Raw genomic sequence first — 24,755 nt, forward strand, 5'->3', positions numbered from 1 at the left:
CCATTTTATTGGAAATCTCATCAATGTCATGGTCTTAAATTTGGGGGATAGGTCAACGACATTTTTTTTTCATCTCATATCTGAAGACCACGGCTATTTTAGATTTGATGATGATGCAGCAAATGAGAATGGGAAAGTTCATCCCAGATTTCATTTGGATTTTTTCTTGAAGAACTCCTCAACATTGAAAATCGGACTTGATAGAGGGATTAGTCTTGAGACAGTTATTTCCATGTTCGATCCAACCAGACCAAAATGGTTCTTAAGAGAGTGAATTAAAAGATTTTGGTGTCAGCATTAATACAGTTACCGTTATTGCTGATAGATCTTCGGTCTTTCTAACGAACCCATATTGTTATTAGCTTCTCGTTATCTAAGCCCTTTTACCACTTTCCCCAAAACCCTACTAAGCTTAACTGATTGTTTTTTGTACCAAAGGTCACAGTTATGCTTGCGTCAAAAGATCAGGTCAAAGCCGACAGGCTACGAATGAATAACCCTTATGCTCATATGGACGAAGACGGTGGCTTGAGTGCTTTGCTGCCTGTTCATAAAGACAACGGGCATCAGGATCCTTATTTCAGCTTAAATAATGGCGATAACTCCGACGAAGTTTGGCCTTCGGTCGATATGTCAGCTCAGCTTATAGCCGCTGCGCCATCACCAAAAGCTGAAGCTATTCACCCATTACAGCGCGGGCACCAAAACCCTTGTGCGCATAATCAGCAGGATCATGACGAGCAAGCGCAAAAACAAGCTCCGGTCTTGCGCTTTGCGGCTATGGCCGCAGACCAAAAAGGGCATATTGCCTTGCAACAAGTTGCCAAAGTGTCCCGTCAGTTGGCTCATGCTGTTTACCTTGAACGCGATAGCTTGTGGTCTGAAGGTGTGCCAGAAGAACCAGTGCAGTTACTGAACCCGGAAAAAGCCTTTTATTTATTGGGTTATAGTTACCATGAAGTGGATTCGTTAGGTGAGATAGAGCCCGGTGTGGATGTGGCCGGTATGATCGACAAAGACAAAAAACAGGTGTTTATATCCAGGCGTTATCCTGCGGCGGTGCGTAACTTTACCGCTGCTCATGAGTTAGGCCATGCCGTGATGCATCAACAGTCTGGCCTGCATCGTGATAAGCCTATTGATGGCAGTACCGGAGCTATAAGGGACGCTATCGAAAAAGAAGCCGACTATTTTGCTGCCTGTTTTTTAATGCCGGAAAAGCTGCTGCGTAGCGTGTTTGCACAGCGTTTCCCTGCTGAAGTGTTAAACCACGAGGCGTTGCGTGACTTGTTAAACCGTACTAACGACAAAAAAATAGAAAAGCAGTTAAAAACCTCACGAGGTTTGGCGCGGGCTTTGGCTGGTTTGGATAGCATTAACGGCCATGCCGTACCCTCTTTAGCGGAGTATTTTAAAGTGTCAGTGGAAGCTATGGCGATTCGGCTGGAGCAGTTGGAGCTGGTGCCGGAGTATTAGGTGTAGGTGCAAAGCTTGGTCGTATATTCGGTGAGATACAGAAAAGCTCTAGCTTAAACCGAAAATAAAACCTAAAATAAGACCTATATTAGATGTCGACTCAAAGGTAAATCTCAGATGGCAACTGTACATAGCATACTGGCGGAACGAACCAGCAGTATTACAGAACTTAAAAAGAACCCTATGGCGGTAGTAGCGCAGGGTGAGGGTTTTCCTGTGGCTGTGCTTAGTCATAATCAGCCTGCTTTTTACTGCGTACCAGCCGCAGCTTATGAAGCGTTAATGGAGCGCCTGGAGGATTTAGAGCTGGCGGCTTTGGTTGCGGCAAGAGCTGAGCAGCCGGAGGTTGAGGTCGATATTAATGACCTATAAGCTGGTTTTTAAAGAAGAAGCTTTGAAAGAATGGAAAAAGCTGGAACCTTTGATCCGGGAACAATTTAAGAAAAAGTTGATAGAGCGCCTTGAGGCTCCTCATGTTGAATCCGCTAAGCTTAGAGGCATGAAGGACTGTTACAAAATCAAGTTACAGAGCGCAGGTTTCCGCCTTGTGTATCAGGTTCGGGATCTGGAGATTGTGGTCTCTGTTGTGGCCGTAGGGAAAAGAGATCGAAACCAGGTATACAAAGCTGCGTTAGCCAGATTGTGAAGTGGTAGCTTCTTTTGGTTTGGAGGTCGTGTTGGAAATGCTTTTCATATTCTGGCTGAGCAGGTTAGGTTAGTTCAAACCTCTGAAATTTAACTTTGTTTTGTTGATGTATCACAATGAGGACCAGTTATTTAGTCTTCAAATCTGTCCACACCCTTCTTTGTCACTCATCAGAAGACCAAAACACTTCAAAACCTATAGATTGAGACACATCAAAACCTATAAATTAAATGACACAAAAACCTATAAATGGTATTACACTAAAACCTGTAGATTAATCCTTAGAACTGTCAGGAGCTGGCATGAGCGATGTCTCGCAAAAATTAGCTGATTCGCTTGAACAGCTACAACAGCTGCAAGGATCGGGAGTTGTTGCCATAAAGTCTGAGCAACTGAGCCGGGTGCATCGTGAGCGGCTATTGAAGCATGGCTTTATTCGGGAAGTGATCCGAGGCTGGTACATAGCTGCAATGCCAGATGAAAAGCCTGGCGACAGCACATCCTGGTATAGCTGTTTTTGGGATTTCTGTGCTGCCTATTTATCAGCGCGGTTCGATAGCTGCTGGTGTCTGTCGCCTGAGCAGTCGATTAGCCTGCATATCGGGGATAAAACTGTTCCTCAACAGCTGCTTGTCCGCACTCCAAATGGCAATAATAAGCCCACTGCTTTTTTGCATAACACCTCGATTTTTGATGTCAGACTGAGCATGCCTGAGCTGAAACAGATTGAAAATGTAGAAGGGCTCAATGTGTACAGTTTGGCGGCAGCTCTGGTCTATTGCTCACCAAACCACTTTCAAAAAGCGCCAATTCAACTGCGAACTGCCTTATCTATGGTGGCAGATGCTTCGGATCTGTTGTTTGTATTACTTGCAGGCAATCATAGTGTGATTGCAGGCCGCTTAGCCGGAGCTTTTAGAAATATCGGCAGGGACTTGATCGCAGATAACATTCTAAAGGGCATGCAAGCGGCCGATTTTAAAGTGCAGGAACAAGACCCTTTCGCTGAAAAACTGCAGCTAAGCTTTGGTCGTCGTGAAGTGTCACCCTACGTCAATCGCATTCGTCTGATGTGGGCCCAAATGCGGGAAGCTGTGATTGCGCATTTTCCTGACAACCTGAACCCAGTAATCCACATCGAAACTTATATGGCTGAAGTGGAAGATAAATATGTTACCGATGCATACCACTCACTGTCTATTGAAGGCTACCGGGTTACCCGTGAATTCATTGGTCTGGTACGGTCAGGTCAATGGCAAGCCGACGGCGCAGATGAAAATAAAAAACATCTGGATGCTATGGCCGCGAAAGGGTACTGGGATGCGTTTTTGCAAGTTAAAAAAGCCGTTCGGGCTGTGTTGGAAGGTAAAAAACCGGGCGAAGTATTGGAGCTAACGCATAGTGATTGGTACCTGGCCTTGTTTGGTCCAAGCGTTGCGGCCGGTATTATCAAACCATCTGACCTGGCTGGTTATCGGACAGGGCCAGTTTATATTCGCCAGTCGATGCATACAGCGCCCAATCGGGAAGCTGTCAGGGATATGATGCCAACCTTCTTCGATTTACTTGCTGAAGAAGAAAATGCGGCGGTCAGGGTGGTGTTAGGGCACTTTGTTTTTGTGTATATCCATCCGTACTTCGATGGGAACGGCAGAATAGCGAGGTTTATCATGAATTTAATGATGGCTTCAGGCGGTTATCCCTGGACAGTGGTACCTGTTGAGCGGCGAAGTGAATATATGCAGGCATTGGAAGCTGCCAGCGTCCAACAGGATATTGTGCCTTTTACGCAGTTTCTTGCGTCGCTGCTTAAAGCCAAAGCCATGGATTGAGTTCCCGAAAATCCAAAAAACAGATAAAACTGAGAAGGTGTTGCGGCTTAACCCAACCCGTACTGCAAGTTCGGATGGGTCCATAGGCTCAACCCTTATTTGTTTTACCAGTTGCCCTAAAAGTCGATTGAGAGCAGCAGTTGCTTTTTGCATTTTATTTTGTGCATTAATAGCTTAATGCACAAAATAGTGGTCATAAACTTGAGCTGTTAACCGCCGAATTCAACAAGACTATTTCGCCGCCAATTCCCTACGTACTATCTCTGCTCCTGCTGCTAAGGCATTGAGTTTGCCTCGTGCTATATGGCGCGGCAGCGGGGCCATGCCGCAGTTAGTGCAAGGATAGAGATGATGCGCGTCGACAAACTGTAGTGCCTGGCGCAAAGTCGCTGCTACTTCCTCTGGTGTTTCGATGTTGTGGTTGGCGACATCTATAGCACCGACCATGACTTTTTTACCGCGGATCAGCTCTAACAGCTCCATTGGCACCCGTGAGTTGTGGCATTCCAGTGAGATAATATCGATGCTGGATTGTTGCAGCTTCGGAAATACTGCTTCGTACTGACGCCACTCGCTGCCCAGCGTTTGTTTCCAGTCGGTATTGGCTTTAATGCCATAACCGTAGCAAATATGTACTGCGGTTTCGCATTTAAGCTGTTTCAGGCCATCGGCGGCTTGCTCTAAAGCGGTAATACCCCAGTCGTTTACTTCATCAAAAAACACATTAAAAGCCGGTTCATCAAACTGAATAATGTCGACACCAGCTTCTACCAGCTCTTTGGCTTCCTGATTCAGAATTTTGGCAAACTCAAAGGCCAGTTTTTCACGGCTTTTGTAATGCGCGTCGTACAGGGTATCAATCATGGTCATAGGGCCTGGCAGCGCCCATTTAATAGGTTGGGTGGTTTGCTGGCGTAAAAATTTGGCGTCTTCCACAAACACTGATTTTTGCCGGCTGACAGGGCCAACCACAGTTGGCACGCTGGCGTCGTATCTGTTACGAATGCGCACTGTTTCACGTTTTTGAAAATCAACGCCGTCCAGGTGCTCTATAAAGGTGGTGACAAAGTGTTGGCGTGATTGCTCACCGTCACTGACGATATCAATGCCTGCCAGCTCTTGTTCGTGCAGCGACAAACGCAAAGCGTCCTGTTTGCCGTCTGTTAATTCTTCACCCTGCAATTTCCAAGGTGACCATAAGGTTTCAGGTTGGGCCAGCCAGGACGGTTTAGGTAAGCTGCCGGCTGTTGAAGTAGGAAGTAATTTTTTCATCAATAAGTCGCTCTTTGGTTTAATTCAATACTGTGGGCCAATGCCCTTAATGCATGCCTGGTTTCGCGTTGTGCTGTTATCGCTGCGCTTTCTTTAGCGCCGTGCTTGGCCTTGCTCCAGCACACGGCTTAACAGCGCCTGGTGCGGCTTTATAAAATGCTCTTGGGCAAACTTGCCTTGTTCTACTGCTAAGCGGCTGCGCTCTGCTCTGTCGTAGACAATGTCCGTTAAGGCGTGATCAGGATTTTTTAAGTTCGGCTGATAACGCTCACCGGCCGCGTTATGGGCGTTGTAAATTTCTGGCCGGTAGATTTTTTGGAAGCTTTCCATGGTGCTGATGGTGCTGGCAAGCTCCAGGTTGCTGTAGTCGTTCAGCAGGTCGCCAAAGAAATAAAAAGCCAAAGGCGCAGCGCTGCCAGCAGGCATAAAGTAGCGCACCTCTAAGCCCATTTTTTTGAAGTATTGCTCTGTTAATGAGGTTTCATTTGGCTGGTATTCCACTCCTAACACCGGGTGTTGATTGCTGGTGCGCAGGTAGGTTTTGTTGTCGGATACGCTCAGGCAAATCACAGGTTTTTTGTGAAAGTGCTGCTGATAAGTTTCTGAATTGACAAATAATTGGAAGAGTTTGCCATGCAAATCACCAAACTGCTCCGGAATACTAAAAGCTGGCTGGTTTTTGTTATGTTCCAGCAGCACCACGCTAAAATCATAATCCCGCACATAAGAGGAAAAGTTATTGCCGACTATGCCTTCAATGCGCTGGTTAGTTTTGTGGTCGAGAATAGTGGTTTTTAATACTTCGATGGCCGGAAACTGCTGATCATGGTTTGTGCTGGCGCCCTCTATCTGGATAGCCACAGAAATAATATCCAACTGCAGCGAATAGCGGCTTGAGTCTGGGTTATCCCAACTGACCAGATGATTAAAACGCTGGTTGATCATCGCCAGAGTGTTACGCAAATTCTGCTGACGGCGCTCACCACGAGCCAGGTTGGCAAAGTTGGTGGTGATACGGGTGTTGTTGGCTGGTTGATAATTTTCATCAAAACCAATGCTGTGAATGCTGAATTTGAAGTTGCTCATCGTCTTTGCTCTCTCATGCGCTGTTTTGTGTCACAAATATCCATTAAGAAGTCTGGACGTCTAAAATTTATGTGTCAGTTATACGCTGATAACAGGACAAAGAACAGTGGTTTTATTTCATCTGCACTATGAAAGATCTTCATGTTGGGCTGAGGCGCTTGGTGAGGAGGCCGACTTGAACCAGAGGAATTCTTGTTGTTTGCCCTTGCTGCAAAACTTTTTAGTGCTGTTTTTCTCGCAAGATTGATTCAATGTCACAGAAACAGCGTAGATTAAAACCTGTTTAAAGAGGGTGTAGCTAAGGTGTGTCGGGCAAGATGGTTCAATCTAACGCAAGTTCCAGTGATGACAGTACAGTGTTAGCGGGTGTTTCTGCCTGTAACAGCGCCTTTTATCAAACTCAGCCAGACCAGGCTTATGTGGTTCTGTTTACCTTAAATCCAGTGGAGCAAGTACCGATCTGGTTAGCGGCGCTTGCCGATTGGTTTGGGCGATATTCTATTAGTCTGGTGTATCGGCACCCATTACAGTCGCTGCCCCTGGAGTTTTTTCAGCAAAGTTTGGGTACTTTATTGTGGAGTGGTTCAGTACCAGAATTTGAGCCTTTAAAACGATTTTTACAGGCCAATGCTTTGAAGTTTAGCTTTGTGGAATGTGGCTTTTTCCCTCAAACGCAGCATGTATATTTTGACAGACAGGGGATTAACGTCGAGTCCAGTCTGGCGATGGACCCGCTGAATTGGTTGCCAGAGGACATCACGCCTATTCTGCAGCGCAAACGTCATGAGTTTTTCCGGAACGTACCGACTTATTCCGAGCAGCAAGACTATATTTTTGTGCCTTTGCAGTTAGCTCAGGATTCAAATGTGCAGTTGAATTCAAGGTTTGTGAATGGCATGCAAGAGTTTATTCATTACGTCGAGTCTTTGTATCCGCATGACACTTTGGTATTCAAACGCCATCCACGTGACAGCAGCAGGTATCAGCTCCGTTCCAGAGGCAGCCACTGGTCTGCGGATTGTTCACGAGCTCTGATCAAAGGAGCAAAAAAGGTGCATGGCATCAACTCTACTGTATTGTTTGAAGCTGAGCTGTATGGCACACAAACCATCATTGAAGGTAATTGTTTGTTAACCCGCCATGCGGATAAAAAATCTGAATTACTCAGTGCGCTGATGTTGTGGCAATTTGATGTGCAGCAACAGGATTTTTGTGTGGCAAAGATTGCCCAGCGCAGTTACCTGGCGCTGGAGCCTTACCTTTGAGTATTACAACAAGCCAAAGATTGTTTGGCACTAATACTGAATGACTTTAGCTACACCACGGGAACGCGGATCGGCGGCTGCTTTGACTGTAGTGGCTGTCACTTGTATCGCTTGCACGTCACCTAAATTCCAGCCTTGGGTATGCAGCTTGTAACCTTTTTTCTTCAGCTGTTGTTGCACTTCTGCTGATAGTGGGCTGTATGGCTCCATGGTGATCTGATCTTTGGGCAATAACTGGTGGTGAAAACGTGGGGCGGCCACGGCCTGTTGCAACGGCATGTCGAAGTCGAACAGGTTGGTGATCACCTGGAAAATAGAGGTGATGATGGTGGAGCCTCCCGGCGTGCCAACCACCAGTTCGACCTGATTGTCTTTGACCAACAGGCTGGGCGTCATGGAAGATAACATGCGTTTACCCGGGGCTATGGCATTGGCATCGTTGCCTACTACGCCAAATACATTGGGCACACCGGGTTTGGCAGAAAAGTCATCCATTTCGTTATTCAGTAAAAAACCTGCACCTTGCACAACCACGCCGCTGCCAAAATCCAGGTTCAGCGTGTAGGTGTTGGAGACCGCATTGCCGTGCTTATCCAGAATAGAAAAGTGCGTGGTGTGATAACCCTCCAGGCCGGGTTTAATGGCTTTGGTGGCGGAGATGTTAAGTGGGTTGATCTCTTTAGCGCGTTGGTCGAGGTAGTTGCTGTCGAGCAATTGCTGTTGCGGCACTTTGACAAAACCAGGGTCGCCTAAATACTCTGCCCGGTCAGCATAAACCCGTTTTTCCAGCTCTGCGATTAAGTGCACATACTGACTACTGTTGTGCGTTACTCCGTGAAAGTCGCTGCTACGGCGCTGCTTTAAGCCTAATAATTGTGCCAGCGCTATGCCACCAGAACTTGGCGGCGGGGCGCTGATGAGTTGTTTATCCTGCCATGGTGTGACTAAGGCCTCACGCCAGCCGGCGCGATAGGCGGCTAAATCTTCCATAGTGATTAAGCCGTTGCCCCGCTGCATTTCTGCCACCAGAAGCTGTGCGGTTTTGCCTTGGTAAAAATCGTCAGGGCCTTGTGCCGCTATGCGTTTTAAGGTGTCAGCCAGTTCGGGTTGTTTAAAGTTTTCGCCCGCTTTCATTGCGCCAAAATACTGCGTAAAGTTAGTTTTACCCTCCAGTTGCTGCAGTAAATCAGCGCGGTACTGGTACTGATTTTCCGCTACGATAAAACCTGTTTCAGCGTAATGAATAGCCGGAGCCACTAAATCCTGCCAGGGCAGGGAACCAAACTTTTTGTGTGCCAACCACAAGCCCATCACAGTGCCGGGCACACCACTGGCTTGATGACCAATCAGACTTAAGTTTTTTACCACCTGCTTGTCGGCATCCAAAAACATATCCTTGTGCGCCGCTGCCGGTGCCGTTTCACGGTAATCCAGAAAGTAAGGTTTGCCGTCAAACCAGACCAGCATAAAACCACCGCCGCCAATATTGCCAGCCTCGGGATAAGTAACAGCAAGGGTAAAAGCCGTGGCTATGGCAGCATCCACCGCATTGCCACCTTTGCGCAGAATTTGCTCTGCCACCAAAGCGCCGTATTGATCAGGAGAGGCGACAGCGCCTTTTATGGTCGTTTCACTTTTGTTCTGCGCGGTATGGATTGCTTGTGTTGCCTGTCCGGCTCCGGTATATACGAATAAGCAGAGAACTACGAGTCCGGATAAAAAGCGGTATTTCATAACAAACTCCTTGATGTTTCGTACAGTTCTATCACTTTAAAGTGATAGATAACAAGAGTTTGGGTGGCGCCAGAGTCTTTTAACCGGATTTTGTTGGACATCTAACAAATAAATCGCGCAGTTGTGTATCTCTAATGTCGGGCTAAATGCTTCTGAACTCCTGGGTCGGGCGAGACTGCTCCCCCGGCACAGAAGCACTAAAGAAAAAAATGTAGTAAGTCTCACTATGACTTCATATTTTGCCTGGCAGAAACATTTTTGCTGTGTAGTAGTTTTATAAACTGTCTGTAGCTCTCTAATGCCGAAGGTGAACGTAGCATTTCGCTATGCTTTGCGTTTTCTACGACGACAAGCTGTTTGAGCTCTGAAGAGCTCTTCTGGAACAGGGTTTTAGGTAAACTTGCAGGTACTTGCTCGTCATCCTCACCAGTAATCATTAAGAGCGGACCTGCGTAGGTGTTTTCCAATACGTTGGTGTTATCCAAAGCCTGTATTTCAGCGTCGATTTTGACTGTGACAAATAGTTTGTAATACCAAGGAAAACGCTCATCTACCCACTCTGAGGCGTTGGTTGCTGTGCCTTGCAACACCAGTGCATCGATAGATTTATTTTTTGCGACCTGAACCGCTACAAATCCTCCAAGAGAAAAGCCATGGACTATTAACCGATCCGGATTCATCTTTGATCGAATAAAATCGAATTGTTGTAATGAATCATTGATCAGACCTTGGACTGAGGCTGTGCCATCCGTTGCCCCCAAACCTCGACGGTCAAATATGACAATGTCCTGCTCCAAAGCTGAAAGTTCCTTCAGCGCTTTTAAACCACCATCCGAAATCTTCATTCCATTGCCTGGAATGTAGTAGATAATGTCGTTGGATTTTTTATTGTCCAGATATAAACCTACCATTGTTGTTTTTTGATCCGTCGATGGCAGTTTCAGCAAAGTAAAAGAATAATCTGGAAATTCTCGTTGCCATGCATTGATATCACTATCACTGATAGTGGATACCATTTTGTCTTGAGTAATAAAGGTTTTTTCGCGGATATAGGCTGTACATCCAAATAATGATGTTATTAGCGTGAGAATGATGACTTTTCTTATCATTAGATATTCCTATTCTGGGATGACTGTGTCTGCGCCAGCACTGCGGTTCGTCTACTCAGCCTTGGCGATGTTTTTTTATGTACTAAAGATACTCATAACCTTGAGTTGGTTTTACCTGCAATCCAGCTTTATGGTTTTAAATGATAATTGCCTAAGACAAGAGCTGTCATAACAGAGGAGCACAGGGCAAAGGCGGGGTAGGTAAAGATACCTATCTCAACTCTTAGCCCAGGAAATTAGCTTATTAAAGCCAACCAATAGATAAATGCTGACCAGGAACTGTCGGAAAAAATCAAATGCTGGCTGTTCCCATGGCAACATACCTTGCAGGTAAATATTGTTATAAAAATCTCTTACTGCTAAATAACAAACGAAGAGTAAGTAAGATAAGCCAAAAAAGAAAAAAACTTTAATGACCACTAAGTAAAATGTATTTTTGCTACCTTTTGTAAAAAAAAGCTCTTTACACAACCAGTAACCATCGCTTCTTAAAAAAGGGATCAGGTTAAAGAAAGCTTGTATGAGTAACATGTAAGAGAGTAACAGTAAATTTCTATCCCCCCCCAACAGATAAAACGGAATAGCGAGTACCGGGAACAGCAGGATTTGGAAATACACGCCTGCGATCAGGATGGAAACTCGCTCTGATTTCCTCGATAACAGAGCGGCGTCTCTAACGTCCGAGTAAAATGATGGGAAGCAATAGTTGAAACAAACACCAATTTCCGCTTTCTTTCCTGTGTATTTATAAAACGCTGAGCTATGTCCTAGCTCATGAGTGACTCCTGAGAAAAATATATAGACAATGATCATAAGGAGTACGTCATACCCCATATGTAATGTTGCAGAATGGGTTGCCATTAGTTTTTGAAAGTCAACAGTGGCTATAAATAATACAGTGACGAAGATGACATAGAGTGTAGCTATCTTGAATTTCAATAGGTTTGAGAAGACATTAACCAGGAATTCAAGTGGCCTGCCTTTTACTACGGGGATTAGACTGGAGGTGTGATTAAACTCGTCTGCAGACCCTTGTTGTACTCCCTGTTTATAAAAAACGCCTAGATCAATAAGCTTAGCCAAGTATTTTTCTGGTATTTCTTTTGAAACAACGCCGTCCGAAGATACATATTTTTTTATAGTGCTGAAAATATCTTTCGGCAATTGGAAGTAACGACCACTCGATGTTTTGATCGCAATGTGATCGCCATTGTCTATAACTTCCGTTGCAACAAACATGTAAATTTCATCTGGAGAGTTCACTATACATAGATCCTAGATGGCTTGAGTGAATGAACACATTCTTGCTAATTCGTCAACTCTTTCAAAGTGTCTGTAGTTTTTCTTCAGTAGTTTTGTGTACTCGCTGATAATATTTTCATGCGAGTCTACATTTATTTTTTTTACTTTCATTGTTTTGAAATCGTCGCTTACTTCGGGGACTATTAATACAGGCTGTTGCTTCAGTAGTTCAGCAATTCTCATGTAACCAAGTCGGTGTTTGATCTTTCCGAAATAGGTGTCAAACATTGCAAAGCTTTTATCGTCTGAGCCTACTGGCAGATCAACAAGTATAAATATGCAATGACCTCTTTTTTTTGCTCGTAATACTTTTTTAACGAACAGGCCTGATGGATCTATGACTATGGGTTCCAGCACTTCACCAAATGATTCTGCGCAACGTGCCACCAGGCTAAAATCAATACTTTCTGATGTTAGAATAAATGAAGCGCCACTGTATCCAAGCTTTTTAACGAAATGTAATGGAAGGGTAAAGTATGGTCCGTAATGAAAAACGAAAAATACACTTTCGGCAATAGTATCCATTTCATCAAATGTAACTTCACATTCCTGAAAGAACTTGCTTTCTGAACCTTTTAGCAAGAAGTCAGCGTGTAATCTTCTGTATTTTAACCACTCATCAAAATCTTCTTTTAATCCGAGATCTGTTATTTCATCGGGAGCCGAAATTGATTTAACAACATAATTGAAATTCAATCTCTGTTGTTCAAACTTCTCTTTTTTTATGTTCATTATGTAGTAGCTTAAAAGGGAGTCAAACTCCCTTGTTGTTATTTTGTTATAAATTAGAACGGGGTGCTGCAGCCAACGCCGACTTCCCATTCGTGATCTACATGTGCTTCAACTTCTTGAATTTCATCAAAATTTAATTCTTGGTTTTCTTGTTTATGTTCCATGGTATTTTCCTTTTTTGGTATAAATGATAATGACATGTGTCACGAGTTAATCTAATGACCCATAATGGGTATGTCAATAGATTAATTGTTAAATAATGAAATTTATTTGTAGTTATAACAGGTTTGTTTTGTCGCTGGAAAAATGTTCTTATGGATCTGCCTAAATAAAGGGGTACAGACGGTATTCAGTCGTCTCTATACTTCATTGAGTTTTCGAAGAGGGGCGGCTTATATTTTTTTAAAGGCTAATTTACTTTTAGACCTATAACCAATTTTTTTTGATGGCGTTTTTATCTGAAAAAGGAATGTAGGGGGAGAGAAGGCTATTGGTTGTATGGCTGTCACACTTCAGTCTCACTCAATGTTATATGTAGCTTCGCTTTACTTTGCCACAATTCAGACCGAGTCCTGATAAAGTTGAACCTTTGAGTTCAGGATCAGAGTTGAAGTACAGATATAATGCTACAGCAAGTTGCAGCAGATTCAGGTTTTAACTTGTAAGGCTGATGAACGATCAGAAAGCCTACATCTGAGTAGGCTCTTACTCTGACGTTCTGTTAATCTGAGTGCGATACCATCAAACTGATACTGTAGTCTTTTTGCTCAGGGTAGAAATTGAAGCCAACGGATTTTTTCACATCAATGTAGTGATCTGTTGTTGCATAGGTTTTCTGCAGGCCAACACCAGCAAAAGGTTTCACTTGCTCAGATAATTCATTGTATTCAAAAAGAACTCGGGTATAGATGCTATGAGTTTGACCATCGTTGGCATCTGAATACTCTGGATTTGCTGTAGCTACACCTAACTCATACAGGGCATTCCATGCCGGAGACAATGCTTCTTTGTAGCCTAAGCCAACGCCGGTTTGCCAAAAAGAGTCAACAGAACCAGTCAGTTCAGAAGCAGTCTGGTGTTGAAAAGCTGAGTTAATGTTCAGATAGAATCCATCATCTGCTAAGACCGAAGTTGAACAAAAAACAAGTAAAGCAATCACAGTACGATTCATAGGCCACTCCTTAGTGCTGCTCCCGCTATCCACCAGTAAGCATTCTGGACAATTTTTGCTGATGAGAATGTAACATAGGATTAATCTAAAGACCTAAAATGGGTATGTCAATCGGTAAATCATTGCTGCTTCAAATTCTTTTTGTTCAGCTATACATCTGTCAGGTAGATGCCAACTTTTTGGGGTGGACCGGACAAGCTGAGTGCACGGGTTTAAACCTGGTCAGCCGGTCATGTTAAATGTCGCCGCTTTAGCCGCTGGGAATCCCTTCGCTAATGCTGCTGCGCTGATTTCCCTCTGGCGTTGGACGGGATCAATAGTTTTGCTCCAGGTATCTGGCTTTATATCACTTGTGGTCTGTGCTGCTCTATTATCAGCCGATTATAGCTCTGAGCACATAGCGCTTAGTGCTCAACTGAATCAAGGGGACAGTGCCAGACGCCAGATCTGACTGTCCCACCGCAATCCAACCGACCTTGTGGTGCTTTAAACGTGAATTGGTTTTGGTTGGCTTTTGTTTAAGGATGTTTTTCTATAGCTTGGTTTTTCGCTTTTAGCTCAGGGATCTATAGCTATGAAATTAATAAACTATTGTGGTGCTTTGCTTTTGTTTTGTGCTGTCTCGGCTCAAGCGGACATTCAGGACGAGCAGATCAATCAGTCTTTGTCGCTGCGCGATCAGTGGATCCATTTAACCCGGGATTTGATGTTCGAACCTGAATGGGCTGCAAACGGCCATCAGTTTCATTACAAGCTAAGTGTGGAGGGCGGTTTTCAGTTTTTCCGTGACTCGGTGCAAAAGGCTAAGCCTGAGCTGGCTTTTGATCATCAACGGATAAGCAGGGCGCTGAATCAGGCAACGGGTCAGTCGTTTAGCGCTTTGCAGTTGCCTTTTGACCGCTTTAGCTACAGTGAAAATGACCAAAGCATAGAGTTTTATTACGACAGCAAAAACTGGAGTTGCCAGTTGGATGGGACGCTTTGTAAAGCGATGGAACGCCAGGGGCAGCCTAAGGCTTTTGGTGTGGTCAGAGACTTGCGGATTGAGGCCTATAACCCGCTGCGCAGCTCACCGGATGGCGCTTATACAGCGCAGATTGTGGCGCATAACCTTGTGATCAAACACAAAGATGGCCGCATTCAATACCAGAGCAAGGATGGTTCGGCCGTAGATTTTTATGATGCGCAGTCGATTCAGTGGGCTCCGGACAGTTCGGCGTTGCTGGTGATGAAAGTTAAACCCGGCACAGCGCGCATGGTCACCCGCGTATTATCCTCTCCTGTGGATCAACTGGAACCTAAAACTCTGACTCAGCTTTACCCTAAACCCGGTGATGCTGTCGACATAGACCAGCCTGTGCTGGTGCAGCTTGATGCAGGCAAAGCGCAGCGGATTGATAACCAGCTGTTTAGTCAGCCTTATACGCTGGATCAGGTGCAGTGGCAGGCCGATAGCCAGAGTTTTACCTTTCGTTACACCGAGAGGGGGCATCAACTGGTCCGTGTGATTGAGGTGGATGCAAAAACGGCGCAGCCAAAAGCCTTGCTGACCGAGCGCAGTCAAAGCTTTATCGACCAGTGGGGCGCTTTTTATCAGGCTTTGTCAGGGCCTGAGAAAGGTTTCGTCTGGTTGTCGGAACGAGATGGCTGGGCGCACTTGTATCGGTATGACAACAAGGGCCAGCTGATAAATCAGATCACCCAAGGCAACTGGCGGGTACGTGATGTGCTGCATCTGGATGAAAAAACACAGCAGTTGTGGTTTGCCGCCAGTGGTATGGAGCCAGAGCAAGACCCTTATTTTATTCATTATTACCGGATTAATTTTGATGGTACTGGCCTGACGGCTTTAACGACCGCCAATGCCACGCATCAGGTTAGTTTTTCCGCCGACCGGCAGTATTACATCGACTTGTATTCGCGGGTCGATTTACCCAATGTGGCGGAATTGCGCCGCAGCAGTGACGGTCAGTTAATTCGTACCCTGCTAAAGCCGATATCAGCCGTTTGACTCAGGCTGGCTTTAAAGCACCGGAAGTTTTTGTCGCCAAAGGCCGGGATGGCAAAACAGATATTTGGGGCTTAATAGTGAAGCCACAACAGTTTAAACCGGAGCAGAAATACCCGGTGATAGAAAATATCTATGCCGGACCCCATGACAGCTTTGTACCAAAAAGTTTCTGGCCCTTTGGTTTTCATTCGGGCGGCGATAAAGTGATAGGGATGCAGGCGCTGGCTGACTTGGGTTTTGTCGTGGTGCAAATTGATGGTATGGGCACGAAAAACCGCTCAAAAGCTTTTCATGATGTGGCCTGGAAAAATCTGGCCGATTCAGGTTTTCCGGATCGGATCCTCTGGCATAAAGCTGCTGCGAAGCAATTTCCCTGGTACAACATGGCGGCAGGAGTGGGTATTTATGGCGCATCAGCAGGTGGGCAAAGTACAGTAGCAGCCTTGTTGTTTCACCCCGAGGTTTACACCACTGGTGTGGCTTATGCCGGTTGCTACGACAACCGGATGGATAAAATCAGCTGGAATGAGCAGTGGATGGGGTACCCGGTTGGACCTCACTATGCGGCGTCTTCTGTGACTGAGCATGCAGAGTTGCTACAGGGTAATTTACTACTGATCAACGGTGAGCAGGACAGCAATGTCGACCCGGCTTCTACCATGCAACTGGTGAATGCACTGATTAAAGCTGATAAGGATTTTGATTTGTTGCTGGTGCCGGGGGGCGAGCATGCGGTAGGGCGTTCTGTTGGGCCTATTCGTTATGTGCAGCGCCGCCAGTTCGATTTTTTCCAGCGTCATTTAAAGCAGCAAAGCTCTGACAGGAACAAAAGTCAGCTGTAAATAAGGCCTTTGTGCTTAAATTGTATTGGCTTATCTTTAAGTGCAGTGCCACTGTCCAGCGTATTTTCACTAGGTATTCTGGTTGAGTGTCCTGCACTTTTTCTACCCCATTTTTTGTTATTCATTCCTGCTTTTTGTCTTTGCCCGCTCAGATCTGCGTTTCTTTTTTGAAAAACCTTCCTTTTTCCATAATAGCAACTAAAGTTTTCGAAACAGGTAAAAATGGTACGACAAAACCAGAACCTCCTGTGGCTCAAAAGATAGTGATAACCCCCCAATGGAAGGAATAACGCAGATGAATATCTTAAAAAAACTAGTGATCAGCAGTGTGGTCCTGGGTGCGTTTGCGCCGCACTTGGCGCAGGCAAATCAGGCGTATAACAACTCTGCTGCGGCAACAGCGGCATCCGCTTGTGCTGTTGATCCCAACTGGTTGACGAACCCATCTTTGCCTACTGAAGTGAAAAAAAGTGGCTCAGATGGCAGCTCCAATTTCTGTGACTTTTACCAGTTTTCTACCCAAACCTTTTTGTATTTAATGTCACAAAACAGCAACGGACAGCGCAATTTTCAGGTACAGACGAATTTCCCTGTACTGGAGTTTAATGCCGATGGTACGCCAGCCAACTCGTGCGATAACACTATTACAGGACCAGTGTTAAGAACCAGTTTGTTAAAAGCCGGAGCTGGCACTTCGGTGACGACAGGCCAGGCCGGCGGTGGCGCTACTATTTATGCGCAGGATGGCAATGTGGTGTATTACGACGTACGTTTTAATAGGGCACTTTGTAGTTTAACCGGCAGTGCTGTGGAGCTGCAAAAACAGAATACGAAAAATTTTCCGGCCGGCACTATGGAGCTAAAATTTGGCTGGAAAGTGTTATCAGATGCTGAAGTTGCCGCTAATACTTTTGTCACCCAAAAACAAAGTATTAATGGCAAAAATGTGACTTTGGGATTAGCGGGAATGCATATGGTGACCGCCACCAAAGACCATCCGGAATTTATCTGGACGACCTACGAGCATGTCAAAAATACCCCTACTTGTGAGGCGCCAAATGCGCAAAACAGCACGGCCTGGACTTTTGCCAGCGCAAGTTGCACTGCAGCATTGCCTGGCTCAGCAGACCCAGGCAACGCCTGTAAGTTTAATCAGCCGCTGAAAAAACAAACCTCGCCTACTGGTGTGCCCACTAATATTTGCAGGGTTCATCCTTACGGCACCGCATCGGGTGACCCTAAAGCTGCAGAAAACCTGAGTGATGTCACCACGCAAAACAGTGAGTTACTGAGTTTGTTGTCACAACCTACCGCACCAGCAGCGATGAAAGTGCTGACCAATTATTTTACCGTTGGCGCTCTATGGGTCAGTGATATCAGTCAAAGTTCGGGTGGAATAGGGGTTCCCAATGAACGTGGTTCGTTACGTTTAGCGAATTCAGTTGCAGAAACTGATTATCAGCATGTGAACCTGAACAGCAATTTTGCCAGTAACTGTTTTGGCTGCCATAACTATGCCGGTACAGCACAAAGTGTCAGTAATAACATCACTACTCAGGCGCTTAGTCATATTTTTAAAGACATTAAAATAGGGCAGGGCGAAAACATTGATGTGACGTCCACGACCACTATTGGTAATAACAGCATGGCTTCGGCTATTTGTCAGGGCACGGTAGCTCAGCCTGGTGTCTGTCCCAGTACTGCCAGTTATCTGAAGTGGAATGGCAACTGGACTAACGCCAATGCCAGCGCTGGCTCTGTCTGTGGCTGTACCGGGATCTAAGGCAGATAGCTCAGACTAACTGCACAATCCTGGCCTGTATCAAGCCACTGTTTTGTAGTGAAAACAGTGTTGATACGTTTAATGACAGCGCATCCCCTCTGTAACCAGCACAGCGAAATACGTTGTTGTCTCTTGATTCTTTGTTGCCTCAGGTCCACAGTTGATCAAAGAGTACGGCTGGAATGCAGGAGTAAAACCAGCATGAAAATGATCTATACCCATGAAAACAGACTGATTGTCAGCAATATCAGGAATATTCTGCAACGCCGTGGTTTTGAGGTGTTTATCAAAAACGAACATGCGGTCAGCCTGATCGGTGAGGTCTCTGCGTTTGATAGCTGGCTGGAGTTATGGCTGGTGGACGAAAATGATTACGCCTTAGCCAGCATGATTTTAAATAACCTGAAACTCGACAGCGAAGCCGACGACTGGCACTGCAGCAAATGCGCGGAGGAAAACGCCGCTTCTTTTGAGTTGTGCTGGAATTGTGGTACTGAGCAGGGCTGAGTCTGTGATTTTATTGCGGTCAAAAGCTTTATAACCTGTTGTTGCTTGAGAAAAAAGTTGTTTGAAGTGACCAAATCAGGCAGCATCTGGCATTAAGTAAATCTACAAGAGACTAAGATGTCACTGTCAGTAATGCGTCAAGGTGACTCAAACTGAAAAGGATTTTTATGAAAAAACTAAATGTTCTGCCCGCACTTTTTATCACCGCTATGGTTTTATCGGCATGTTCGTCAAACACAGAGGTGCAGAGTCAGAAAAAGACTTCGAAGCAATATCAGCAAGAGTTGGAAAAACAACTTGCGCTGTCGAAGCAACGTGAACAACAAAACTATCAGCTGTATACCTCAGATTGTATTACCGGATTATCTGAACTGTCCTGGACCAGTGAGCTTTACCGTGGCGAGTTGATGGATAAAGCTTACCAGCAATGTATGGGTCAATTTCGTGCCGGTATGAATGAAGACGAATTTCACAAAGCAGTGATTCAACGATTGCCTTCATCCCGTCTTTGGTTTGATAGTGCCTTGTGGTTGCAGCAGAAAGGCGAGCTTGCTCCTTTACTGCAACAGCTATGCGTTGCAAAAGCCGACTCAAAAAATAAAATTTTGTACTTACCTCGTTTGCGTTACCCGATACCTGCAGCTCGTGATGGTCTTGAAGGTAAGGTTGAAGCCAGCGTAAGGTTTGATGCGAATGGTTTTTTCAAAGAGGTGATTGAACTGAAAGGAACTCCTGAGCGGGTTTTTGATCGTGAAACCAAAAGGCTGCTTGAAAAAACCGTGGCTTGTACCTCAGGACAAGAGTTAGAGCAAAGTTTAACTATCGATTTTACTCTGGATCATACTCAATCCTGATCCTCTGATGTGCTCGACTGGCTAAGCCATATGTTTCGCGCTGGCGTCTGATGATGTGATCATAGAGGGGTATCCAACCTTGTCTTTGGCTTATTTTGGTGAAACTGCAGAGAAAGCCACCGAAGTGCTGCTGACTTTTGTGTTAGAGGAGGGCGCAGTGGCCATGGAGCCGCGCTTTTCCAGCACAGAAGATGTTCGGCAGGATGAGACCATTCAGTCTGTACTGGTGAAAATTATTGAGCGTTCAGCTGCAAAAACTGTGACCGAAGTAGCCGGAGTTGCAGTGAAATGAACTGTTGGACGGGATGAACCCGTCCTTACAGTTATTGTTTTGCCTGTTGCACTATAGCCCGCACATCCTGAAGCAGTTGCTGCGCGTCGTAGACTACACCGTCTTTGATAGTGTAACGCACGCCTTTGCTGCGCTCCGGCTCGTTGTTGGCATTTAAGCGATAATGACCTGTGCCATACAGCACTTTAAAATTCGCCAGCGGGTTTTCCGCCACTATGACCATATCGGCTTTTTTACCCGGCACTAAGCTGCCTATGTCTTTTTCCATACCCAAAGCTTCGGCACCATTTAAGGTGGCAACCTGTATCACTTCCAGTGGATTAAAACCTGCTTCACGTAAAAGTTCCAGCTCCTGAATATAAGCGAAACCATAAATTTTATAGATATAACCCGCATCAGAGCCTGCAGTGACACGGCCGCCATGGTTTTTGTAGTCATTTAAAAACTGGAACCAAATGCGGTAGTTTTCGCGCCAGGCGATTTCCTGATCGGTGGTCCAGTCAAACCAGAACGAACCATGAGCATAACGGTTAGGTTTAAAGAAGTTGGCTAAAGTCGGCAGAGTATAGTCCTGGTGCCATTCGGCATTACGCTGTGCACTGGCATCCCGTGTTGCCTCATAAATGGTTAGTGTAGGGTTGATGGTGAAGTCCAGTTTGATCAGTTCATCCCGCACTGCATTCCACTTTTCTGAACCAGGCGCTGCGGCTTGTTTCCATAGGTGTCCCGCGTTGGCGAATCTGTCCTGCTCGTTCTGATAGTTGTAGTTGGCCGGGTAATTCTGGATCACCTGACCGGTAAAGAGTGCTTCGGGCAAACCATACCAATGCTCCATCGAAGTTAAACCCATACGAGCGCTGTCCAGAGCGTTGGTGCCCATCACGTTAAGCTGCGCATGGTGCATCATAGTGCCGAGCTGTTGTTTTTTCGCTTCGTCTAAAGCGGCCGAAATAATAGCCGGGGTAGAGCCAAAAAATTTAATACCAGCAGCGCCAGAGTCTTTAATGTCCCGCACCCAATCCCTGGCCTGTTCCGGGCTGAATACAGGCTTGCTCAGGCCTTGACCAAAGCCGATATAAGGCACAATACGAGGCGCTACTATGCTGTTTTTCTCTGAAGCTTTGACATGGCGCATAGTCCAGTCGACGCCATTAAAGCTGCCGGGCTCGCGCACTGTGGTAATGCCATGCGCCAGCCAGAGTTTAAATACATATTCGGCCGGAGTGCCGTTGGCTGAACCGCCAATATGACCATGCATATCAATGAATCCCGGCAGAATGTACATACCGCTGACATCCATTTCCTGATCACCGGCCAAAGCCTTAGGCCTGCCATCCGGCAAGACAGGCACGCCTGGATTACCTACAGCCGTAATTTCTGTGATGCGATCCTTTTCAATCACTATATCGACAGGGCCAACAGGAGGTGCACCTTCGCCGCTGATATAAGTACCACCCCGTAAAATCAGCCGCTTATACGGGCCTTCGCCTCTGTCACGTTCTGGTGCTGATGGCGTTCGTTCTGTTGTGGCCGCTTCGACGGTCGCTGGTTGAGCAAAAAGTGTCAGCAATAAAGCGGTGCCGACAAAAGGCAAAATGCGCATAGTTTTTCCTTATTATTTTGTTATGTTGCACAGGCTGTAAACCACTATGGCAAGGCGCAGAGCTGGCTGCAACTGAATAGGTTTAAAGGGATAAATTCAGCGATAACTGTGGGCCATGCTGTGAAAAATTAAGCATGGCCCGGCACGTCAGAGTTTAATCGGGTTAGATGCGCCCAAACCCGGGCCATAGACAATAGCGTTTAGCAGTAAACGTTCTGTACCTTTGGTTGCACCGCGTACCACTGGCTGACCAGCAAACAGAATGACCTGGCCATTGCCTTTACTTTCACGCGTCAGATACGCTGCGTTAGTGACGCGTTGCGCTGCTTCAGGCCATAACAAACCGCTCATCCGCACCCGTACATCCTGACCCGCAGGCAATGTTGACCAGCCGAGTTTACGGGACGGCACCATTTTATTTTCTGTCATCACACCAATACGCACTGCGGCTTCAGACTCGTCATCGGACATCAGCAGCGGATGGTTACTGAACAACAAAGGCAGCTGATTTTCACTACCAAAAGTGAGCCAGTGTTTCTGATCCACCCGTCCGGCCAGAATGGCGCCTGATGGCATAAAGTGAGCTGACCATTGTTCCCAGATTTTTAGCTGATCTTTATCCAGCCCTTTGCTTTTCTCATCGGCAAGCCAGGGCAGGCTAATGCGTTCAGGCACCAGATAACTATTGATGGCCGCTTTATTGGCCAGGGTACTCTGACTGGCTAACCATTCACGTTGTAAAGACAAATCATATTTGGCTGCGTCTTCAATAGCTGCAGCCAGAGGTTTGACTGTAGACAAGCCACCAGCCATCACTTGTGCTGTTGCACCGTCCACACTGATTAAGGTTCCACCAGCTTCGACCCAGCTTTTTAACGCCGCACTCGCTGAAGGATCAAGTTTGGCCATCATATGTGGCAGTACTATCACGTTGTACTGACGTAAATCTGCTCTGGTTAAAGCTGCCAGATCCAGATGGCTGTGACGAATGCCTAAATGCGTATCGACCATATGCCATATAGCGCCAAAATCCAGCTGGCTGACGCCACTTTGGCCGACAATAGCCAGTTTGGGCGCCTGCAATAAGCGGAAATGTGCGCCTCCGATATCAGGTAAATCGCCATCTCCTAAGCCTTGAGTCAGATTGTGTAAGTCGGTATGAACATCAGCCGCTGCAGTCATAACCTTGTCTGCTAAATCAGCATGTTGAGGATTGTCACTACGAAGCACAGTGACAGTACCTCTGTTAAAGACTACAGAACCTAATTGGCCCGCCTTGTCGATTAAACGCACCTGCACTCCTTGTTCCATCAGCCGTGCCGCAAAGGCAACTGAGGCATCGTCGTCGCCATTGACCAGCCAGCCCAGGTTTTCATCTTTGGCTGCAACGTGCAACGCAGCAGGTTCGTAGGCTTTGACGTTATCGCTAATTTCTTCGCCTACTTCCAAAGCGGTTAAACCCTGCATCATGGTCATATTCCAGGCTGTGTTGTCGTACATCAAAGAGCTGCCATCGCGCAAGGTACGCTGGTATTCTTCCAGCAGCACTTCGTCTTTAATGTTGGCATTAAACTCCAGAATAGCGTTGAGTAAACGGGCCTCGCTTTGGCGGGCGTTGATCACTATTGCTCCCTTGGGCAGGTTTTTCTGCGTAAAGCTTTGTCCTAGTTGATCAACCACCCGTTTCACTGAAGTGGGGGCTGTCAGTTGCAGCACTTCAATATTCTGTGCTTGCAGTAAAGAGACAAAATGCTCCAGCCTTTTGCGGTTGGCTGTGGGCAATACGACATAACTTTTGTTGGCATAAGGGCTGTCCGCTGACGTGACTAATTGGCGGTCTTCGACAAAATCACGGTACATGGCTTTGCTGTTGGCGGCGAGGGTTTTCAGGTTGGCGATAGAGCTCACCAACTGATGATGCACCGACTGCTGATAAGTGCGGACAATGCCATTGTTCAGTTGAATACCATCTTCGGCGGTGCGGGCTTGTTCATACAATATATGCACTGCACCACGGTATTCGGCATAGTTGGAATAGCCGGGATAGAGGTTTTCAAACCACTCGCCTGTGTAGTAAGTCCAGTTATTCTGGTCAAAAGCTGCCGCCTGATCGGCGGCAAAGGTTTTGCCCCATTTATGCTTACTCTGTGGAATATTGCTGTTAATAGGTTCGCGCGACGGGCCAAACAGGAAGGTATCGTCGCTGCCCATTTCATGACCGTCGATCATCAATTGCGGGTACCACTGATTAATCAGTGCGACCCGGCCGCGGGTTTCAGGCGCCTGCAGGAAATAAAAGTCGCGGTTTAAGTCGTAGTAATAGTGGTTCGAACGGCCAAAAGGCCAGACTCCGGTATGCAGCATCGACTGACCGTCGACATTAGGTGCTGTGCCTCTGTGCTGTTCTAGCATTTTGGTGAACCGGGCGCGGCCATCCGGGTTCATCATAGGGTCGACTAATACCACCATATTCTCAAGCAGTGCCGTGACTTCAGCATCATCTGCCGCAATCAATTGGTAAATCAACGCCAAAGCAGCATCCGCACCTGAAGACTCATTACCGTGAATGGAATAAGCCATCCAGGCGATAGCAGGTAATTCTTTAATTGCTTTTTCTATGTCGCTGGACGATTTGCCTTGAGGTTTTGCCAGCATTTGCACCTTTTGTTGAATAGCCGGTAACGCAGCCAGATTTTTCGGTGTCGAAATAGCTAATAGATGCAGTGGCCGGCCTTCATAACTGGTGGCGTATTGTTGGTACGAAATACGGTCACTCTCTTTGGCCCAAAGTTTAACCAGCTCATTAATTTGTTCTGGTGTCGCGGTGCGCTGGCCAACCGGAAACCCGAGTACCTTTTCCGGTGGCGTAATGGCTGGATTGACTTTTTCCGGTGTCAGCGCATGTGGGTAATTCAGCGTTGTGGCTGCTGTAGGTTTCATTAACACTGCAGCCTCTGAGCTGACTGTTACAAAAGCACAGCACAACAAGCTGGCTGGCAGCAGTGTTTTAAATAAAGGGATAGACTTTGTTGTTTTCATTAGTGTTTTATCTCTGTCGATTGGAATTTTTGGGTCGTCAGGCACAGGCCTAACCGTTACCATAGCAAAGTTGCATAAAAAGCATACAAGGCAACCTGTGCAACAGTGGAAATTGCGACCGAAGGTGATTTTCTTTGGTTAAAACGATGAATTTATAACGCCAGACGGCGCTGAGCCATTGAGCGTTGATCACTTTGGC

Annotated in this window: 21 protein-coding genes; 12 read left to right on the top strand and 9 right to left on the bottom strand. The window is 46.1% G+C overall.

Going from position 1 to position 24,755, the window contains the following annotated elements:
- From WH43_RS20610 to WH43_RS09700, 5 genes are all read left to right on the top strand, one after another.
- Nucleotides 1-274 (top strand): STM2766 family helicase-associated protein (locus tag WH43_RS20610; protein WP_286049633.1); only part of this gene is annotated, 274 nt, incomplete at its 5' end.
- Between the two features lie 173 nt (nt 275-447).
- Complete coding sequence (locus tag WH43_RS09685) at nt 448-1,476, top strand: ImmA/IrrE family metallo-endopeptidase (protein WP_082335737.1); 1,029 nt, start codon at nt 448-450, stop codon at nt 1,474-1,476.
- 117 nt (nt 1,477-1,593) lie between these two features.
- Entirely contained in the window at nt 1,594-1,848 is a 255-nt protein-coding gene (locus WH43_RS09690; RefSeq protein ID WP_053424416.1) for a type II toxin-antitoxin system Phd/YefM family antitoxin, read from the top strand.
- Nucleotides 1,838-2,122 carry a type II toxin-antitoxin system RelE family toxin gene (locus WH43_RS09695; RefSeq protein ID WP_053424417.1) on the top strand — a complete coding sequence of 95 codons (285 nt, stop codon included), beginning with the start codon at nt 1,838-1,840 and terminating at the stop codon, nt 2,120-2,122. The genes WH43_RS09690 and WH43_RS09695 overlap by 11 nt, the downstream gene beginning before the upstream one ends.
- A gap of 302 nt (nt 2,123-2,424) precedes the next feature.
- Nucleotides 2,425-3,954, top strand: coding sequence for a Fic family protein (locus WH43_RS09700; RefSeq protein ID WP_053424418.1), 1,530 nt, complete (start codon nt 2,425-2,427; stop codon nt 3,952-3,954).
- Nucleotides 3,955-4,185: 231 nt separating this feature from the next.
- Here the strand turns inward: WH43_RS09700 and WH43_RS09705 are convergent, their stop codons facing one another.
- Together WH43_RS09705 and WH43_RS09710 are read right to left on the bottom strand one after the other, a co-directional pair.
- Nucleotides 4,186-5,226: a methionine synthase gene (locus WH43_RS09705; protein WP_053424419.1), complete on the bottom strand. Its 1,041-nt coding sequence runs from the start codon at nt 5,224-5,226 to the stop codon at nt 4,186-4,188.
- A 93-nt stretch (nt 5,227-5,319) separates the two neighbouring features.
- Complete coding sequence (locus WH43_RS09710; protein WP_053424420.1) at nt 5,320-6,312, bottom strand: DUF1852 domain-containing protein; 993 nt, start codon at nt 6,310-6,312, stop codon at nt 5,320-5,322.
- 317 nt (nt 6,313-6,629) lie between these two features.
- Between WH43_RS09710 and WH43_RS09715 the strand changes: the two genes are divergently transcribed.
- Nucleotides 6,630-7,577: a capsular polysaccharide export protein, LipB/KpsS family gene (locus WH43_RS09715; RefSeq protein WP_053424421.1), complete on the top strand. Its 948-nt coding sequence runs from the start codon at nt 6,630-6,632 to the stop codon at nt 7,575-7,577.
- A 30-nt stretch (nt 7,578-7,607) separates the two neighbouring features.
- Here WH43_RS09715 and ggt read toward each other — a convergent pair whose 3' ends face one another.
- From ggt to WH43_RS09740, 5 genes are all read right to left on the bottom strand, one after another.
- On the bottom strand, nt 7,608-9,311 hold the full coding sequence (gene ggt, locus WH43_RS09720) for a gamma-glutamyltransferase (protein WP_053424422.1): 1,704 nt from the start codon (nt 9,309-9,311) through the stop codon (nt 7,608-7,610).
- A gap of 224 nt (nt 9,312-9,535) precedes the next feature.
- Entirely contained in the window at nt 9,536-10,420 is an 885-nt protein-coding gene (locus tag WH43_RS09725; protein WP_053424423.1) for an alpha/beta hydrolase, read from the bottom strand.
- Nucleotides 10,421-10,636: 216 nt separating this feature from the next.
- Nucleotides 10,637-11,683 carry a zinc metalloprotease gene (locus tag WH43_RS09730; protein WP_147905202.1) on the bottom strand — a complete coding sequence of 349 codons (1,047 nt, stop codon included), beginning with the start codon at nt 11,681-11,683 and terminating at the stop codon, nt 10,637-10,639.
- 12 nt (nt 11,684-11,695) lie between these two features.
- Nucleotides 11,696-12,454, bottom strand: a complete 759-nt coding sequence (locus WH43_RS09735) for a hypothetical protein (protein WP_053424425.1) — start codon at nt 12,452-12,454, stop codon at nt 11,696-11,698.
- A gap of 721 nt (nt 12,455-13,175) precedes the next feature.
- On the bottom strand, nt 13,176-13,625 hold the full coding sequence (locus WH43_RS09740) for an outer membrane beta-barrel protein (RefSeq protein ID WP_053424426.1): 450 nt from the start codon (nt 13,623-13,625) through the stop codon (nt 13,176-13,178).
- A gap of 574 nt (nt 13,626-14,199) precedes the next feature.
- On the opposite strand from WH43_RS09740, the gene WH43_RS20615 reads away from it, so the two are divergent.
- The 6 genes from WH43_RS20615 to WH43_RS09770 all read left to right on the top strand — a co-directional run bounded on the left by WH43_RS20615 (nt 14,200) and on the right by WH43_RS09770 (nt 19,914).
- On the top strand, nt 14,200-15,636 hold the full coding sequence (locus tag WH43_RS20615; RefSeq protein ID WP_286049635.1) for a DPP IV N-terminal domain-containing protein: 1,437 nt from the start codon (nt 14,200-14,202) through the stop codon (nt 15,634-15,636).
- Entirely contained in the window at nt 15,633-16,478 is an 846-nt protein-coding gene (locus WH43_RS20620; protein ID WP_286049636.1) for a prolyl oligopeptidase family serine peptidase, read from the top strand. The genes WH43_RS20615 and WH43_RS20620 overlap by 4 nt, the downstream gene beginning before the upstream one ends.
- A 295-nt stretch (nt 16,479-16,773) precedes the next feature.
- On the top strand, nt 16,774-18,261 hold the full coding sequence (locus tag WH43_RS09755) for a mannan-binding protein (RefSeq protein WP_152342821.1): 1,488 nt from the start codon (nt 16,774-16,776) through the stop codon (nt 18,259-18,261).
- Nucleotides 18,262-18,462: 201 nt separating this feature from the next.
- Nucleotides 18,463-18,768 (top strand): putative signal transducing protein, encoded by a 306-nt coding sequence (locus tag WH43_RS09760; protein WP_229670456.1) that lies wholly within the window; start codon nt 18,463-18,465, stop codon nt 18,766-18,768.
- Nucleotides 18,769-18,935: 167 nt separating this feature from the next.
- Entirely contained in the window at nt 18,936-19,622 is a 687-nt protein-coding gene (locus WH43_RS09765; RefSeq protein ID WP_053424428.1) for an energy transducer TonB, read from the top strand.
- Nucleotides 19,623-19,677: 55 nt separating this feature from the next.
- Entirely contained in the window at nt 19,678-19,914 is a 237-nt protein-coding gene (locus tag WH43_RS09770; protein WP_286049637.1) for a hypothetical protein, read from the top strand.
- Between the two features lie 31 nt (nt 19,915-19,945).
- Here WH43_RS09770 and WH43_RS09775 read toward each other — a convergent pair whose 3' ends face one another.
- Both WH43_RS09775 and WH43_RS09780 read right to left on the bottom strand, forming a co-directional pair.
- The gene (locus tag WH43_RS09775; RefSeq protein WP_053424430.1) at nt 19,946-21,517 is read right to left on the bottom strand and encodes an amidohydrolase family protein; all 1,572 of its coding nucleotides are present in this window, start codon (nt 21,515-21,517) and stop codon (nt 19,946-19,948) included.
- Between the two features lie 147 nt (nt 21,518-21,664).
- On the bottom strand, nt 21,665-24,619 hold the full coding sequence (locus WH43_RS09780; protein ID WP_286049638.1) for a M14 family metallopeptidase: 2,955 nt from the start codon (nt 24,617-24,619) through the stop codon (nt 21,665-21,667).
- Between the last annotated feature and the right edge of the window lie 136 nt (nt 24,620-24,755).

Source organism: Rheinheimera sp. KL1 (assembly GCF_001275035.1).
GTDB classification, from domain to species: domain Bacteria; phylum Pseudomonadota; class Gammaproteobacteria; order Enterobacterales; family Alteromonadaceae; genus Pararheinheimera; species Pararheinheimera tangshanensis.